The organism is Marinobacterium sp. MBR-111 (assembly GCF_040547585.1).
In the GTDB taxonomy this organism is placed as follows: domain Bacteria; phylum Pseudomonadota; class Gammaproteobacteria; order Pseudomonadales; family Balneatricaceae; genus Marinobacterium; species Marinobacterium iners.
Genome location: NZ_JBEPQA010000041.1, coordinates 1 through 14,499, shown reverse-complemented (window position 1 = coordinate 14,499; position 14,499 = coordinate 1). Strand labels below are relative to the sequence as shown.

Here is a 14,499-nt window from a genome sequence, read left to right as displayed (position 1 = left end):
CGCTGTCACAGATGGCCATCCACTTCCCAGGGCGCTTGGAACATCACATCAGCCTATAAGGCTGGTTGGCTGACACAGAGTTTTGAACACCCTCCTCTTGCGAGCCCGCTTTGCGTAAATCTCGTCGGTAAGGGTATCAATCTCGGCAAGCGCTTTTAGGCGGACTGCCTTAATGCCTGTGCTCACCTGATCCAGATCCTCTTGCCAAAAACAGGCACGAGCCTCTTCCATCTGTACAGTCAGTACATCCAGGTCATGCAGTCGTCCCAGAGCACTTCCGAGCGCTTTAACCTGGCTAATCCATTTGGGAGCGATTTCATCCAGCAACCAACCACTTTGGAACAATAGTAACTTGACCCACTTCCTCCAGCGGTGCATCGGCTCCATGGCATGCTTTTGCAGTGCTTCGTGGGCAAGGCTACTGCCCTTGCGGCAGGTTTGCTTCAGCCCTTTGTGCAGATGTCGTTTACTCATTGAACTCAGATCAACGGCCACAATAGCCTGCTCCAGCCTCAGCAGTATCTGCACCACCTGCAACAATGCCGGTTCATTCACTGTCACATGTCCAAGTACCTGCACCAACCCCGGCAACAATCGTTGGCGAACATCCGGCGGGAGGTCTGCACTCACCCAATCCAGCGTTTCCTTCATGACCTGCGCATCGCGACTGGAGGCAAGTGGCTTGGCCAGTCCCTTGCTCAAACGCTCGAGCCTGCTGTAGTCCGTGGTTTTCAGCCCAGGCTTCAGCAGACGCCAGAGCGCACGCAGGCGCTTACTGTCCACACGTGTCTGGTGCACGATCTCGTTCAGTGATTCGGTATCGGCATCAGCCCGCAGCGCAAGTCGGTCACGCATATTGGTTAGCAATTGCAGAGCACTGCAGCGTATTTCAACGTCCAGCGGTTGACTCGACTCCAGCAGTCTCTGCCGGCTTTTTTCAATTTCTGGTTGCATAACGACTCCCTGTTACTAGCCACCCTCACGCTCAACGCTAACCTCGGGGCGCTCTTGATCACCTACGCTGACCTGAACCTGAATCGGGCTGCAACAGACTGGACAATCCTCTGTGTATTCCTGCTCAGGCTCTGTCACTTCGATCATCAGACTGATCGGCTCACCGCACCAGGGGCACAACAGATCGACATTTTCCAGCGGATTCATGGCATCTACTCCTGCTCAAAAGGTGCCGGCCTGACCTGAAAGCAGCCGGCATCTGGTTACAGCATAGACAGTGGTAGCGCTTGTGCCTAAACTAGCCACAGATTCTTGGTCGGGGTGCCCACACTGGATGGGCTGAGATGAGACCCGCTGAACCTGATCCGGCTTGTACCGGCGTAGGAAATCGAGATGACCGTTACTATCACTCCATGCATGCCCATGGCTGGTGCGGTTTTCTCCCGTACTGGAGCATCCGCATGACACACGCACACGCACACACACCCATCGCTCTCACTATCGCCGGCTCCGACAGCGGCGGCGGTGCCGGTATTCAAGCGGATCTGAAGACTTTTTCAGCACTTGGCGTATTTGGCACCTCGGTGATCACCGCCCTGACGGCACAAAACACCCGTGAAGTTCGTGCCATCCACGACGTTCCACCCGCCTTTATCGCCGATCAGCTTAATACCGTTCTGGACGATATCCACATCGATGCGATCAAGATCGGCATGCTCAGCCGTCCGGAAACCATTACAACCATCGCGACTATTCTGCGTGACCGTGGCCTTCGCAATATCGTGCTTGACCCAGTCATGGTCGCCAAAAGCGGCGACAAGCTGCTGGCAGACGAGTCGGTTGAGGCGCTGCGCAGCGAGTTGCTACCGCTGGCGACCCTGATCACCCCCAACCTTCCGGAGTCAGCCGTATTATTGGGCGCACCGGAAGCGACCGATACGGATGCAATGCTGACACAGGCCAGAGAGCTGCTGGCAATGGGCCCTCAGGCGGTACTGGTCAAGGGCGGCCACCTGACCGACTCGGCAAGTGACGACAGCGCCGATCTGCTGCTGATGGACGGGCAGACCCACTGGCTGCCGGCCAAACGCATCCCCACCGCCAACACCCACGGTACCGGCTGCACTCTCTCCTCCGCGATTGCCGCCGGATTGGCCAGGGGGCGGGATATGCACACTGCCGTGGCCAAAGCCAAGACTTATATCACAGCAGCCATCACGGCAGCCGATCGGCTACAGGTGGGTTCAGGGCACGGTCCAACTCATCACTTCCACGCCTGGTGGTGAGCCTTGGATATTGAGCTTCGTCAGGCCAGCCTGCACTGGCAGCAGCACTGCGTATTCAGCGACCTGAATCTGGCACTGCCAAGTGGGCAGTGGACCTGCATTCTGGGCCAGTCCGGTGTCGGCAAAAGTTCCTTGCTGCAGCTGCTCTGCGGCATTGCCGACGAGGCCAGCATCAGTGGCGAGATTCACTGCAGTGATGGCCTGCCGCTGGCTGGCCGCGTGGCCTGGATGTCCCAGCAGGATCTGCTGCTGCCCTGGCTGAATCTACAAGACAACGTGCTGCTTGGCGCCAGGCTGCAACAGGGCCGCAAACCCTCAGGCGAACAGCGTGAACTGGCCGGATATTTGCTGCAGCAGGTGGGTCTGAACGATCGAGCCACTGCCCTGCCGGGGCAGCTGTCCGGCGGTCAGCGCCAGCGTGTGGCACTGGCCCGCACTCTGTTTCAGGATCAGCCACTGGTCTGCATGGATGAGCCTTTCTCTGCGCTGGATGCGATCAACCGGCTCAAACTGCAGGACTTGGCCGCCGGGCTGCTGGCCGATCGAACCGTGCTGATGATAACCCATGACCCACTGGAAGCCCTGCGCCTGTCGGATCGTGTACTGGTGCTGCAAGGCTCCCCAGCACGCTTGTCGGACCCGATAGTGCCGATTGGAAGCACACCCAGACCGGTCACCGACCCTGCCCTGCTTGAGCTGCAAGCACAGCTGCTGCAGCTGCTGATGGAAGGTGCCGCATGATGCAGGTTTTGCGCCCACTGATCATCACCACCGGGTTGCTGCTGATCTGGCAACTGATTGTCGGGCTGACCGATGCCCCCACATTCATTTTGCCCGGCCCCCTGCACGTGCTGGAAACTCTGTTCAGTCAGTTTCCGCTGCTGATGAAGCACGCCGGTGTCACCCTGATCGAGATTTTGCTAGGCCTGATGCTCGGCGTGCTGCTGGGGCTGGCGAGCGCTCTCTCACTGGTAACCTGGGGCAGCCTGCGCCGTTGGCTGCTGCCGGTTTTGGTGGTCAGCCAAGCGATCCCGGTATTTGCACTGGCGCCGGTTTTGATGCTCTGGCTTGGCTACGGCATGGCCTCCAAGGTCGCCATGGCCACATTGATCATCTACTTCCCCGTGACCGCCGCCTGCTTTGATGGCCTGCGTCAAACGCCCATTGGTTACCTGCAGCTGGCGCGTACCCTCGGCGCCAGCCGACGTGCCCAGTTGTTGCAGATCCGCCTGCCTGCGGCCCTGCCCGCCCTTGGCTCCGGCCTGCGCGTCGCCGCGTCAGTGGCACCCATAGGTGCCGTGATCGGCGAATGGGTCGGTTCCTCCACCGGACTGGGCTATCTGATGCTGCACGCCAACGCCCGCATGCAGGTGGATTTGATGTTTGCCGCCCTGCTGGTGCTGGCCTTCATGGCACTGGCCCTCTATTTCTCCGTCAACCTGATCGCACGACGACTCACCCCCTGGCTGGATGAGTCCACGTCGTCCGCACCCCGAGGTACTTCATGATGAAACGATTCACGGCCCTGCTGTGTGGCTGCCTGCTCTCAACACAGGTACTGGCAGCCGACAAGGTCGAGCTGCTGCTCGACTGGTTCATCAACCCCGATCACGGCCCGCTGATCGTCGCTCAGCAGAAGGGCTACTTCGCCGAGCAGGGGCTGGAGGTCAATCTGGTCGAACCGGCTGATCCTTCCATGCCACCCAAGCTGGTCGCCGCCGGCAAGGCCGACATGGCGCTGACCTACCAGCCGCAATTGCACGTGATGGTGGGCGAAGAGCTGCCGCTGACCCGCATCGGTACCCTGATCGCCACCCCGCTGAACTCCCTGGTGGTCCTCGACAAGGGCCCGATCAAGACCCTGGCTGATCTCAAGGGCAAGAAAGTGGGTTACTCGGTGGGCGGTTACGAAGAGGCCTTGATGCGCGCCATGCTCAAGCCGCACGGCCTGACGCTGGACGATATCGAGATGGTCAACGTCAACTGGTCACTGTCGCCGTCACTGATCACCGGCAAGGTGGATGCCGTGATCGGTGCCTACCGCAATTTCGAGCTTAACCAGATGGATATCGAGGGCTACCCGGGTCGCGCCTTTTATGTCGAGGAAGAAGGCGTCCCCGCCTATGACGAGCTGGTGCTGGTGATCAACAACCAGGACCGTAGCGACAAGCGCTTCGCCCGCTTCGTGGCGGCGATGGAGCAGGCCACCCAGTACATCGTCAACCACCCGGATGACGCCTGGAACAGCTTTGTCAGCTACAAGCCGGATGAGCTCAACACCGAACTTAACCGCCGCGCCTGGGCCGACACCCTGACCCGCTTCGCCCTGCGCCCGGCGGCACTGGACGAAGCCCGCTACCGGCGCGTCGGCGCCTTCATGCAGGAACAGGGGCTCGCCAGGCGCAATCCGCCGGTGGCCGATTACGCCATTGTTCCCGAGTGACCACTCAGGAGATGCAGATGACCTTTGCCGACTACCGCCAACAGCACCCGCAGCTGCCATTGAGCGAGCAGCTGCGCGGCTACGCCCAGGCTGACTGGGACCTGTCAGTGAACCATGCGTTCACCGAGGCACTGGGCGATGACCGCCTGACCGACGAAGTCTACGCCCGCTATCTGGTGCAGGACTATGCCTTCATCGATACCCTGGTCAACCTGGTCGCCCGCACGATCGCCAACGCACCGGCGATGCCGCCGAAAACCGTACTGGCCGGCTTCCTTGCCGCCCTGACCAGTGATGAGAACACCTATTTCCTGCGCTCCTTCGAAGCACTGGGTCTGGGCGAGAGCGATTACCTGAATCCGCCCTTACACCCGGTCAGCCAGGCGATCATCGATACAATGAAAGCGGCCGATGCTCGTTACGAAGACGCCATCATCTGCCTCTGCGTCGCCGAATGGTCCTATTTGAGCTGGTCGCAGCAACAGGCGAAAAAGCCGCGCGGCAGCCGTTTCTATCTGCAGGAATGGATCGACATCCATGTGCTGCCCGAGTTCGAGCAGTTCGTCGCCTGGCTGCGCGGCCAAGTGGACAACTTTACCGACCGCAATGACGCCACGCTGGAGGAATTGGCCAGGCTGTTCCGCCAGATGTGCGTGCTGGAACACCAGTTCTTCAGCGCCAGCCTCGACCCCGCAGCCGTAACCGAACAGGAGGTACCCCGTGTCTGCAAACGTATCTGCGAATAAGTCACTGTACGACCATCTCAAAACCCGGTGTGCCGATGACTGGAATGCCTATATCCAGCACGACTTCGTGCGCCAGCTGGGACAGGGAACCTTGCCCAAGGAATGTTTCCAGCACTATCTGAAGCAGGATTACCTGTTTTTGATCCAGTTCAGCCGTGCCTGGGGTCTGGCCGTATTCAAAAGCGAGGACCTGGACAGCATGCGCTACGCCCAGGCCGGTCTCAACGCCATGCTGGATACCGAAATCGGGTTGCATGTCGACTACTGCCGCGACTGGGGCATCAGCGAAAAACAGTTACAGGCGTTGCCGGAAGCCTCGGCCACAGTAGCCTACACCCGCTATGTACTGGATGCAGGATTCGCCGGCGATCTGCTCGACCTGCACGTGGCGCTGGCGCCCTGCATCATCGGCTATGCCGAAATCGCCAACTGGCTGACCGAACAGCCGGATACCCTCCGCGAAGGCAACCCGTACAACGCCTGGATCGAGATGTACCTGAGCGAGGAATATCAGCAGGCGGCCGCCACCGAACGTGAGCTGCTGGACAGGCTGGGGCAGGATCTTCCCACCAGCCGTCTGACCGCACTGGAACAGCGCTTTAGCACCGCCACCCGCATGGAAGTCAGTTTCTGGCAGATGGGCCTGGATCTGGCCGATTAAGCCCCCTGACACGCACAAAAAACGATAAAACCGGAGAGTGAGATGAGTACCCAACAGCCGAGTTCAATGCCCCTCAACCAGAGTGCACAGGTCGACAGGGACTCCGTGCAGCCCTTCCCGAAGTCCCGCAAGGTCTATGTTGAAGGCAGCCGCCCCGATATCCGCGTGCCGATGCGCGAAATCACCCTGGACGATACACCGACCGACATGGGCGGCGAAAAGAACGATCCGCTGTATGTCTACGACACTTCAGGCCCCTACACCGATCCGGACGCCTGCATCGACGTGCGCAAGGGCCTGGCACCGCTGCGTGAAAACTGGATTCTGGAACGTGACGACACCGAGCAGTTGGACGGTCTGACTTCCGAATACGGCCGCGCCCGTGCCGCCGACCTGCGTCTGGACGAGCTGCGCTTTGAGCTGACCCGCCAACCGCGCCGCGCCAAGCCCGGAAAGAACGTGACCCAGCTGCACTACGCGCGCCAGGGCATTATCACGCCGGAGATGGAATACATCGCCATCCGCGAGAACATGAAGCTGGCCAAGGCCAAGGCTGAGGGCAACATCGTCGCCGAGCAGCATCCGGGCCATAACTTCGGCGCCTACCTGCCGGAGGAGATCACGCCGGAGTTCGTACGCCAGGAAGTGGCTGAAGGCCGTGCCATCATCCCGTGCAACATCAACCACCCGGAGCTGGAGCCGATGATCATCGGCCGCAACTTCCTGGTGAAGATCAACGGCAACATCGGCAATTCCGCGGTCACCTCCTCCATTGAGGAGGAAGTCGCCAAAATGACCTGGGGCACCCGCTGGGGCTCAGACACCATCATGGATCTGTCCACCGGCAAGAACATTCACGAAACCCGCGAATGGATTCTGCGCAACTCGCCGGTGCCGATCGGTACTGTGCCGATCTACCAGGCGCTGGAGAAGGTTAACGGCATCGCCGAAGACCTGAACTGGGAGGTGTTCCGCGACACCCTGATCGAGCAGGCGGAACAGGGCGTGGATTACTTCACCATCCATGCGGGCGTGCTGCTGCGCTACGTGCCGCTGACCGCCAAGCGCATGACCGGCATCGTCTCCCGTGGCGGCTCCATCATGGCGAAATGGTGCCTGGCTCACCACGAGGAAAACTTCCTCTACACCCATTTTGAAGAGATCTGCGAGATCTGCAAAGCGTATGACGTAGCCTTTTCCCTGGGCGACGGCCTGCGTCCGGGCTCGGTCTACGACGCCAACGACGCCGCCCAGTTCGCTGAGCTGGAAACCCTGGGCGAACTGACCAAGATTGCCTGGCAGCACGATGTGCAGGTGATGATCGAAGGTCCGGGCCATGTGCCGATGCACATGATCAAGGAGAACATGGACAAGCAGCTGAAGGAGTGCCACGAAGCGCCCTTCTATACGCTGGGCCCATTGACCACCGACATCGCGCCGGGCTACGACCACATCACCTCAGGTATCGGCGCGGCGATGATCGGCTGGTACGGCTGTGCCATGCTCTGCTACGTGACGCCGAAGGAGCACCTGGGCCTGCCCAACAAGGATGACGTCAAGACCGGTATCATCACCTACAAGATCGCGGCGCATGCGGCCGATCTGGCGAAAGGTCATCCCGGCGCGCAGATCCGCGACAACGCCATGTCCAAGGCGCGCTTCGAATTCCGCTGGGAAGACCAGTTCAACATCGGTCTGGACCCGGACACTGCCCGTGCCTACCACGATGAAACATTGCCGAAGGAATCCGCCAAGGTGGCCCACTTCTGCTCCATGTGCGGACCCAAGTTCTGCTCCATGAAGATCTCTCAGGAGGTTCGTGAGCTGGACGATGCGCAGGTCGCGGCGATCAATGCCCAGGCGGAACAGGGCATGAAACAGAAGTCGGAAGAGTTCAAGGACAGCGGCGCCGAGATCTATCACAAGGTGTGACGGCTGCCGGCAGCGGTGCGCCAGGCTTACAAAGGCCTGCGCGCCGCGATCTGCACCGCTCGGCCGCTGCGGATCGATTCATCCGCCAGCACTTCGTAACCGGTCAGGCTCAGTAGCGCCAGCAAGTCATAGTCGTGATAGCGGTTGTGTTCGAAGTAATCCTCAAACAGGGCAGCCATCGCCTTGGCGTCCTGCTTTTCATCCAGTCGATCCTGACCAAATTTGTGGGTCAGAAAACTGCCCAACGGCTGGCGCACCATATCAACCAGAATCAGTACACCACCCGGCTTAAGCCAGTCATGCAGTTGCTGCAACAGCACCAACGGCTGATGCAGTTCGTGCAATAGACGGTTCGCCAGCACCGCATCTATGGATTCGGCTTCAAACAGATCTGCCGGTGGGTCATTCAAATCAGCCACACGAATGCTGAAGTCGTAGTCGTCCTCGCAAGCCTGCTCCAGCATGTAAGGGGCTGCTTCAACCCCAACCAGATCCAGCTCGGGGCCGCTCAAGGACAGATCTCGCAGAAACAGCCCCGGGCCACAGCCCAGGTCTACCACCCGGCTGCCACGGGACAAAACAGGCTCTGCATGCTCTGCCCAGAAGCGGCGGAACAGGTCATCATGGTTGCGCGCATGTCCCTCCAGCGTTCGCTGAGCCGCCACAGAACCATCACCACCGTGGTGACGAGTCAAATAGTCCCTGAGGGTTTGAAGTTGATCCGACATTGATATCTCCCAAAAAACAAGGCCGGACAGTGCCCGGCCTTGAATCCTCTTCAGTGCAGCAGACTGCAGATCAGCTCAGCGAACGGCCATTGATATAGGCCTGCTCAGCCACAGCCGTCCATTTTTCAACCTGAGCCCGATAGGCCACGAAGGAGTCATACACTTTCTTGGTAATGGCATCCTTCTGCGCCTCTTCCGCCACCACTTCATCAGAGATTTCACGCAGCTTGCGCATCACGTCTTCCGGGAAGTTGCGCAGCTCGACGCCGTGCTCGTTCACGAGCTGTTCCAGCGCACGGTTGTTCTTCACCATAGACTCGGCCAGCATATCCTGGTTGGCTACCCGCAGTGCCGCACGCACAATTGCCTGCAGATCATCGGGCAGAGCCTCAAACGCTTCCTTGTTGATGAAGCATTCCAGCGTGGTGCCCGGCTCATGCCAACCCGGGTAGTAATAGTATTTAGCTGCCTTGTGCAGACCGAACGCCAAATCGTTGTACGGACCAACCCACTCGGTGGCATCAATGGCACCGGACTGCAGTGACGGGAATATCTCACCGCCGGGCAGCAGTACCGGAGTACCACCGGCACGCTTGAGCACCTCGCCACCCAGGCCCGGGATACGCATTTTCAGACCCTTGAGGTCCTCAACGCTGTTGATCTCCTTGTTGAACCAGCCGCCCATCTGCACACCGGTGTTACCGGCAGCTCCGGCAACCAGGCCAAACTGGTCATACACTTCCTGCCACAGCTCCATGCCACCACCGTGGTAGAGCCAGCCGTTCATCTCCTGAGCCGTCAGACCAAAGGGTACGGCAGAGAAAAACTGAGCGGCCGTACTCTTGCCCTTCCAGTAATAGGCGGCACCATGACCCATTTCCGCCGTACCGCGGGAGACGGCATCAAAGATCTCCAATGCCCCGACCAGCTCACCGGCACCATACACCTTCACTTCGATGCGGCCATTGGTCATCTGCTTGATCATGTCGGCCAGATGGTTGGCACCCGTGCCCAGGCCCGGGAAGTTTTTCGGCCAAGTGGTGACCATCTTCCATTTGTATTCCGGCGCGGCCATCGCCTTACCGGATACCAGGGTACCTGCTGCGACTGTAGCGGCTCCAGCACCCTGAATGAATTGTCTGCGTTTCACGGCTCTTGTTCCTTATGCTTTATAATTTGTTGTTAAGCGTGGATAACGTTTTTGAAATTAGCATGCTCTCATACAGGCTGCAATTACCTGAATGCAGGCCAGAACAGCACTTGAGCAGCATTGGGCCGATACCGTTTTCGTTGTTATACTCCTGACCTTCTGCTGATAATCGGATGTGACGGAGATGAACTCCTTCAACCTGCTCAAATCAATTGCTGAAGCCCGCTCAGACCTGCGCAAGTCTGAGCAGAAAGTGGCTGACTATGTGCTGGCCAACCCCAATGACGTAATTCACATGCGTATTGTTGATCTGGCATCCGAAGCACAAGTCAGTGAACCGACCGTAGTACGCTTCTGTCGTGCGCTGGATTACGATGGCTTTCAGGACTTCAAGCTGACACTGGCTCAGGGTCTCGCCAGCAACGCCAGCTATGAACAGTTCTCTCTCGATTCCAAAGACACAGTGATCGAGTTTAAGCAGAAGATCTTCGACTCCATGATCGGCAACTTGATCAATATCCGCGATCAGCTTGATCCCGGCACCCTGGAAGAGGCGATCGACTGTCTGGCAAAGGCAAACCGGGTCGAGTTTTACGGTTTCGGGGCATCGGCACCGGTCTGTGCCGATGCCCAGCACAAGTTTTATCGGCTGATGGTATCGGCAGCCGCCTATTCCGACCCTCACATGCAGACCATTTCGGCCCTGACGCTTGGTGAAGGTGATGCCGTTGTAGCCATTTCCCAAACGGGCCGTACCAAGGATCTGCTGCATACCGTCAAACTGGTGAAGGACAAGGGCGCAACCGTGATTACCCTCTGTCCGGGCAACACCCCCCTTGCCGATCTGGCAACCATTCCCATTCATGTCGATGTGGAAGAGGACAAGGATCTGAGCACGCTGATGTCCTCGCGCGTCGTACACTTGGTCATCATTGATGTCCTGGCCGTTGGCGTGGCCATGAAACTGGGACCGGTACTGTTGGACCACCTCAAGACCATCAAACGCAGCCTGCGCAGCCTGCGCCAGAACGACAAGCGGATTCCCACCCTGCGCCGCGGATCAGACAGCGAGGATGACGGCGAATAGAGCCGTCATTCATCTCGCTGCAACACGAAGCCTCTACCCTGATGCATACCGGTGATTTGAAATTCGGCGCCGGTTAGGGTAAATAAAAAACTCCTGGAGTGTTTGCTGTCATCGGACAGACACCTTCTGTCTCCCGATAGCGGCAACCCTGAGATCGGAGAGAGGCTATGCTGATACGGAAAGAACAGGATCTGGACCCGATTCAGACTGAGGTTTTCGACATCATGGTTGGATACGATGTTGAACAGAAAATCCGGCGCAAGCAACACGCGACCAAACGCCTGCTTGAGGCCCGAAGAGCCATTGAGCGTCATCAGGAGGAAAAGGAGCTGATGACCTGGCTTGACCGCGAATCCTGGTTCGACGACGAACGCTGAACCAATAGTGAAGCCAGCTTGATTGCTGGCTTCACTCTTTCCGCTCTCAGGAGCGGGGGTAGAGGATATTCAGCGGTACCGACCCACCACCATCGACCACGACGGCGGCATGCTCACGTGTCAGCTGGCGAGGTTCTGATACACCGCAGGCATGGGCAATCATTTCGACTTCATGCACCAGGTTGTGGTGAAAGTTGGCTACCCGTTCTGCCTTTACATCCGGTACCAGCCCTTTGTGCAGTTTGGGGTTGTGAGTGGTAATGCCGGTGGGGCAGCTGTTTTTGTTGCACTGCAATGCCTGAATACAGCCCAGCGCAAACATGAAACCACGTGCGGTCACAACAAAGTCAGCCCCCAGACAGATCGCTGCCGCCACATCGGTCGGGTTGATCAACTTGCCCGATGCAATCACTCGCACCCGGTTGCGCAGGTTATGCTGAATGAGTTTATTGACCAGCAGTGGCAGGCTCTCACGCAGTGGCAGGCCAACGCTGTCCATCAGCGGCATGGGCGCTGCCCCGGTGCCGCCGTCAGCACTGTCCAGGGTAATGAAATCCGGTGCCGACTCACTGCCTCGATTTGACACAGCTTCACAGAATGCATCCAGCCAATCCGTACTGCCCAGCACCAGCTTGAAGCCAACCGGTTTTCCGGTCACTTCACGCACATGTGCAATAAAATCCAGCAGGTCATCAATACTGGATATTTCCGGGTGGCGATTGGGGCTGATCGAGGCCTGCCCTTCCGGAATGCCTCGCGCCTCGGCAATCTCGGCTGTCACCTTGTCGCCCGGCAATATGCCGCCCTTGCCCGGCTTGGCGCCCTGGCTCAGCTTGATTTCGAACATTTTGACCTGTTCAATCGCGGCCATTTTCGCCAGGCGCGCATCGTCAAGCCGTCCCTGTTCATTCCTGACGCCGTACTTGGCAGTGCCAATCTGAAATACGATATCGCAGCCACCGGTCAGGTGATGCTTCGACAGGGCGCCTTCACCGGTATTCATCCAGCAACCCGCTTTTGCTGCTCCCATCGACAATGCCTGTACCGCAGGTGCCGACAGAGCACCAAAACTCATGCCCGAAATATTGAGAAAGGATGGCGCATCGTAGGGCTGCCGGCAGTAGGGCCCAATCCGCATCGGTTGTGTACTGGCCGCATCTTCACTCAGTGTAGGAAACGGGCAGTTCAGGAAGTAATAAGTCCCCGGCTTGCGCAGATCCCGTGTCGAACCAAAGGCCACCGTATTATCAATATTTTTCGCCGCCCGATAGACCCAGGAACGCTGGGCACGATTGAACGGCATCTCTTCACGGTCCATGGCAAAAAAATACTGACGCAAAAATTCGCCCAGTGTTTCGAACAGGTAGCGAAATCGCCCCAACAAGGGATAGTTGCGCCGTATGGTATGTGCCGTCTGGCGCTTGTCGATCTGATACATAATCACGCCAACAATAAGCAGGACAACAATCAGCAACAGCACGACAACACCAATAAGCGCAATAAAGTCGATCGCCAGCATGAAGATGGTTTCGTTCATTTCAGTCCCTGTCAGCCTGGTTGGTGCCCCCTATCCTACCGCTCAGCCGGAGGAACAGCCATGGTCCGGTAGCGCAAAAGGCGGTCTTTCCTCCATTTCACTGAAGGGTTAAGCTGACACGAACAGATGGATGGAGCCACTGCCGTTATGCACGTACAAAAAGTTGTGGTGTTGCACGGTCTCTACATGTCAGGGCTGGTGATGCGCCCTCTATGCAGGCGCCTGCAGAAGCAGGGCTATCAGACACTCAACCTGACCTACAACACACTGTCGCCCGATCTGGATACGATCTGCACTCGAATCGATCAGTTTATCGACAACGAGCCCACCGCTTTCGTCTGCCATTCCATGGGAGGTTTGATTGCACGGCGCTACCTTGAACGCAACAGCAAACAGAGCCACTGGGTCGACTCGGTCATTACGCTGGGCACCCCTCACAAGGGCAGTCATCTGGCTCGTGAGATTCATGATTCCAGGTTCAAGGGGATGCTTAAAAACAGCATCGAATATTTGTTGGCCGACAATCATCACTGGCCCTTTAAAGCCCGGCTATACAGCATCGCAGGCGACCTCCCTGTGGGACTGATGCCTTTGCTGAGCAGGGATTCGATATCCGACGGGACCGTCCTGATTGATGAAACCCGTGTCACCGGCATGACCGAGCACAAGGTATTTCCCCTCACTCACACCAGCCTGATTTACTCACGTCGGGTACTGAATTACATCGTTGAAACACTGCAACGACCAACCTCGACTGTGGCTGATGATTGAGTTGAGCTATGGCAAGCAGCGGGCTTTTAAATTGTCCTTTCGTTGAGTATTGGCCCATTATCCATACTGTATGGTCAAGATACGGAGCCTCACTCATGCCTTCAGTCAGGCGACAGACACAATCTGAAATGATCAGCCCCCCATTGCGTTGGGGCTGGTTACTGCTGACTTGGGTCTGTATTGCCCTGGCCTTGATCGGCGCCCTGTTGCCGGGATTGCCCACCACCATCTTCGTACTGGTCGCCGCCTGGAGTGCTTCGCGCTGCTCACCCCGCCTGCGCGGCTGGTTGGAACAACATCGACTGCTTGGCCCATGTCTGCACAACTGGGAACAGGGTGGCTTTATCGATCGACGCACCAAATGGACCGCCAGTATCGGCATGTTTGTGGCACTTTGTATCGTACTAATCAGTATCCGCCACCCTGTCTTGCTCCTGAGCATTCTGGTTTTCATCACCATCGGCGCAGTCGTTGTCTGGTCACGACCCGAGCCGGTTATGCACGAGTTAAAGCGGAACGACCACCGCGACTCAACATGAGAGGCCCACACTTCGCGGATACAAAAATGCCCTGCACTGCAGGGCATTTTTCTATCGGAGTGAAATAAAGTTTGATCAAAAAACCAGGCTTTTTAGATCAATTTGTGAACAACTTACAAATAAAGTTTGATCAAATTAGTAGCCGGCGACTCTCTACAGGGCCTTCCAGCTTAAAATAAAGTTTGATTAAAATGGGTATACGGATTTAATGGTTGATGGGGCACCTTCACCCCATCAATCTGATACCACCCTCAGATGGTTGATAGATCGACTCCGTAGTTGAGTTCC

Annotated in this window: 16 protein-coding genes and 1 riboswitch; of the genes, 11 read left to right on the top strand and 5 right to left on the bottom strand. The window is 57.7% G+C overall.

Annotated features, from left to right (window positions below):
- Positions 1 to 48: 48 nt before the first annotated feature.
- Positions 49 to 954 carry a CHAD domain-containing protein gene (locus ABIE61_RS17675; RefSeq protein WP_354411931.1) on the bottom strand — a complete coding sequence of 302 codons (906 nt, stop codon included), beginning with the start codon at positions 952 to 954 and terminating at the stop codon, positions 49 to 51.
- Positions 955 to 969: 15 nt separating this feature from the next.
- The gene (locus tag ABIE61_RS17670; RefSeq protein WP_206837575.1) at positions 970 to 1,161 is read right to left on the bottom strand and encodes a CPXCG motif-containing cysteine-rich protein; all 192 of its coding nucleotides are present in this window, start codon (positions 1,159 to 1,161) and stop codon (positions 970 to 972) included.
- A 100-nt stretch (positions 1,162 to 1,261) separates the two neighbouring features.
- Positions 1,262 to 1,358: riboswitch (TPP riboswitch) on the top strand.
- A gap of 57 nt (positions 1,359 to 1,415) precedes the next feature.
- Between ABIE61_RS17670 and thiD the strand changes: the two genes are divergently transcribed.
- Genes thiD through thiC form a run of 7 tightly spaced genes read left to right on the top strand, consistent with a single transcriptional unit; the run spans position 1,416 to position 8,022 of the window.
- Positions 1,416 to 2,240: a bifunctional hydroxymethylpyrimidine kinase/phosphomethylpyrimidine kinase gene (gene thiD / locus ABIE61_RS17665; protein ID WP_354411928.1), complete on the top strand. Its 825-nt coding sequence runs from the start codon at positions 1,416 to 1,418 to the stop codon at positions 2,238 to 2,240.
- A 3-nt stretch (positions 2,241 to 2,243) separates the two neighbouring features.
- A complete protein-coding gene (locus ABIE61_RS17660; protein WP_354411926.1) occupies positions 2,244 to 2,981 on the top strand; it encodes an ABC transporter ATP-binding protein in 738 nt (245 codons plus the stop codon).
- Positions 2,981 to 3,748 (top strand): ABC transporter permease, encoded by a 768-nt coding sequence (locus tag ABIE61_RS17655; protein ID WP_354411923.1) that lies wholly within the window; start codon positions 2,981 to 2,983, stop codon positions 3,746 to 3,748. Before ABIE61_RS17660 ends, ABIE61_RS17655 begins: the two co-directional genes overlap by 1 nt.
- Positions 3,748 to 4,683, top strand: a complete 936-nt coding sequence (locus ABIE61_RS17650; protein ID WP_354411920.1) for an ABC transporter substrate-binding protein — start codon at positions 3,748 to 3,750, stop codon at positions 4,681 to 4,683. Before ABIE61_RS17655 ends, ABIE61_RS17650 begins: the two co-directional genes overlap by 1 nt.
- 17 nt (positions 4,684 to 4,700) lie before the next feature.
- The gene (locus ABIE61_RS17645; protein ID WP_354411917.1) at positions 4,701 to 5,429 is read left to right on the top strand and encodes a TenA family protein; all 729 of its coding nucleotides are present in this window, start codon (positions 4,701 to 4,703) and stop codon (positions 5,427 to 5,429) included.
- Positions 5,404 to 6,090 carry a thiaminase II gene (tenA, locus tag ABIE61_RS17640; protein WP_502915074.1) on the top strand — a complete coding sequence of 229 codons (687 nt, stop codon included), beginning with the start codon at positions 5,404 to 5,406 and terminating at the stop codon, positions 6,088 to 6,090. Before ABIE61_RS17645 ends, tenA begins: the two co-directional genes overlap by 26 nt.
- A gap of 42 nt (positions 6,091 to 6,132) precedes the next feature.
- The gene (gene thiC / locus ABIE61_RS17635; protein ID WP_277987733.1) at positions 6,133 to 8,022 is read left to right on the top strand and encodes a phosphomethylpyrimidine synthase ThiC; all 1,890 of its coding nucleotides are present in this window, start codon (positions 6,133 to 6,135) and stop codon (positions 8,020 to 8,022) included.
- A gap of 26 nt (positions 8,023 to 8,048) precedes the next feature.
- Here the strand turns inward: thiC and ABIE61_RS17630 are convergent, their stop codons facing one another.
- Together ABIE61_RS17630 and ABIE61_RS17625 are read right to left on the bottom strand one after the other, a co-directional pair.
- A complete protein-coding gene (locus ABIE61_RS17630; RefSeq protein WP_091827862.1) occupies positions 8,049 to 8,750 on the bottom strand; it encodes a class I SAM-dependent methyltransferase in 702 nt (233 codons plus the stop codon).
- Between the two features lie 70 nt (positions 8,751 to 8,820).
- A complete protein-coding gene (locus ABIE61_RS17625) occupies positions 8,821 to 9,900 on the bottom strand; it encodes a TRAP transporter substrate-binding protein (RefSeq protein ID WP_206837596.1) in 1,080 nt (359 codons plus the stop codon).
- Positions 9,901 to 10,084: 184 nt separating this feature from the next.
- On the opposite strand from ABIE61_RS17625, the gene ABIE61_RS17620 reads away from it, so the two are divergent.
- Together ABIE61_RS17620 and ABIE61_RS17615 are read left to right on the top strand one after the other, a co-directional pair.
- Positions 10,085 to 10,987 (top strand): SIS domain-containing protein, encoded by a 903-nt coding sequence (locus tag ABIE61_RS17620; protein ID WP_091827864.1) that lies wholly within the window; start codon positions 10,085 to 10,087, stop codon positions 10,985 to 10,987.
- Between the two features lie 167 nt (positions 10,988 to 11,154).
- Positions 11,155 to 11,364, top strand: a complete 210-nt coding sequence (locus ABIE61_RS17615) for a PA3496 family putative envelope integrity protein (protein ID WP_091827865.1) — start codon at positions 11,155 to 11,157, stop codon at positions 11,362 to 11,364.
- A gap of 46 nt (positions 11,365 to 11,410) precedes the next feature.
- On the opposite strand, the gene ABIE61_RS17610 is transcribed toward ABIE61_RS17615, so the two are convergent.
- A complete protein-coding gene (locus ABIE61_RS17610; protein ID WP_091827866.1) occupies positions 11,411 to 12,901 on the bottom strand; it encodes an FMN-binding glutamate synthase family protein in 1,491 nt (496 codons plus the stop codon).
- Between the two features lie 147 nt (positions 12,902 to 13,048).
- Here ABIE61_RS17610 and ABIE61_RS17605 point away from each other — a divergent pair, with 147 nt between their 5' ends.
- Together ABIE61_RS17605 and ABIE61_RS17600 are read left to right on the top strand one after the other, a co-directional pair.
- Entirely contained in the window at positions 13,049 to 13,672 is a 624-nt protein-coding gene (locus ABIE61_RS17605) for a PGAP1-like alpha/beta domain-containing protein (RefSeq protein WP_354411911.1), read from the top strand.
- 95 nt (positions 13,673 to 13,767) lie between these two features.
- A complete protein-coding gene (locus ABIE61_RS17600; RefSeq protein ID WP_354411909.1) occupies positions 13,768 to 14,211 on the top strand; it encodes a YbaN family protein in 444 nt (147 codons plus the stop codon).
- Positions 14,212 to 14,499: the final 288 nt, after the last annotated feature.

Bases quoted from the DNA above. Each gene is read 5' to 3' on its own strand.
- ABIE61_RS17670 (WP_206837575.1), bottom strand. From the start codon at position 1,161: ATGAATCCGCTGGAAAATGTCGATCTGTTGTGCCCCTGGTGCGGTGAG.
- ABIE61_RS17645 (WP_354411917.1), top strand. From the start codon at position 4,701: ATGACCTTTGCCGACTACCGCCAACAGCACCCGCAGCTGCCATTGAGC.
- ABIE61_RS17650 (WP_354411920.1), top strand. From the start codon at position 3,748: ATGAAACGATTCACGGCCCTGCTGTGTGGCTGCCTGCTCTCAACACAG.
- ABIE61_RS17610 (WP_091827866.1), bottom strand. From the start codon at position 12,901: ATGAACGAAACCATCTTCATGCTGGCGATCGACTTTATTGCGCTTATT.
- ABIE61_RS17605 (WP_354411911.1), top strand. From the start codon at position 13,049: ATGCACGTACAAAAAGTTGTGGTGTTGCACGGTCTCTACATGTCAGGG.
- thiC (WP_277987733.1), top strand. From the start codon at position 6,133: ATGAGTACCCAACAGCCGAGTTCAATGCCCCTCAACCAGAGTGCACAG.
- ABIE61_RS17620 (WP_091827864.1), top strand. From the start codon at position 10,085: ATGAACTCCTTCAACCTGCTCAAATCAATTGCTGAAGCCCGCTCAGAC.
- ABIE61_RS17615 (WP_091827865.1), top strand. From the start codon at position 11,155: ATGCTGATACGGAAAGAACAGGATCTGGACCCGATTCAGACTGAGGTT.
- ABIE61_RS17655 (WP_354411923.1), top strand. From the start codon at position 2,981: ATGCAGGTTTTGCGCCCACTGATCATCACCACCGGGTTGCTGCTGATC.
- ABIE61_RS17675 (WP_354411931.1), bottom strand. From the start codon at position 954: ATGCAACCAGAAATTGAAAAAAGCCGGCAGAGACTGCTGGAGTCGAGT.
- ABIE61_RS17600 (WP_354411909.1), top strand. From the start codon at position 13,768: ATGCCTTCAGTCAGGCGACAGACACAATCTGAAATGATCAGCCCCCCA.
- thiD (WP_354411928.1), top strand. From the start codon at position 1,416: ATGACACACGCACACGCACACACACCCATCGCTCTCACTATCGCCGGC.
- ABIE61_RS17630 (WP_091827862.1), bottom strand. From the start codon at position 8,750: ATGTCGGATCAACTTCAAACCCTCAGGGACTATTTGACTCGTCACCAC.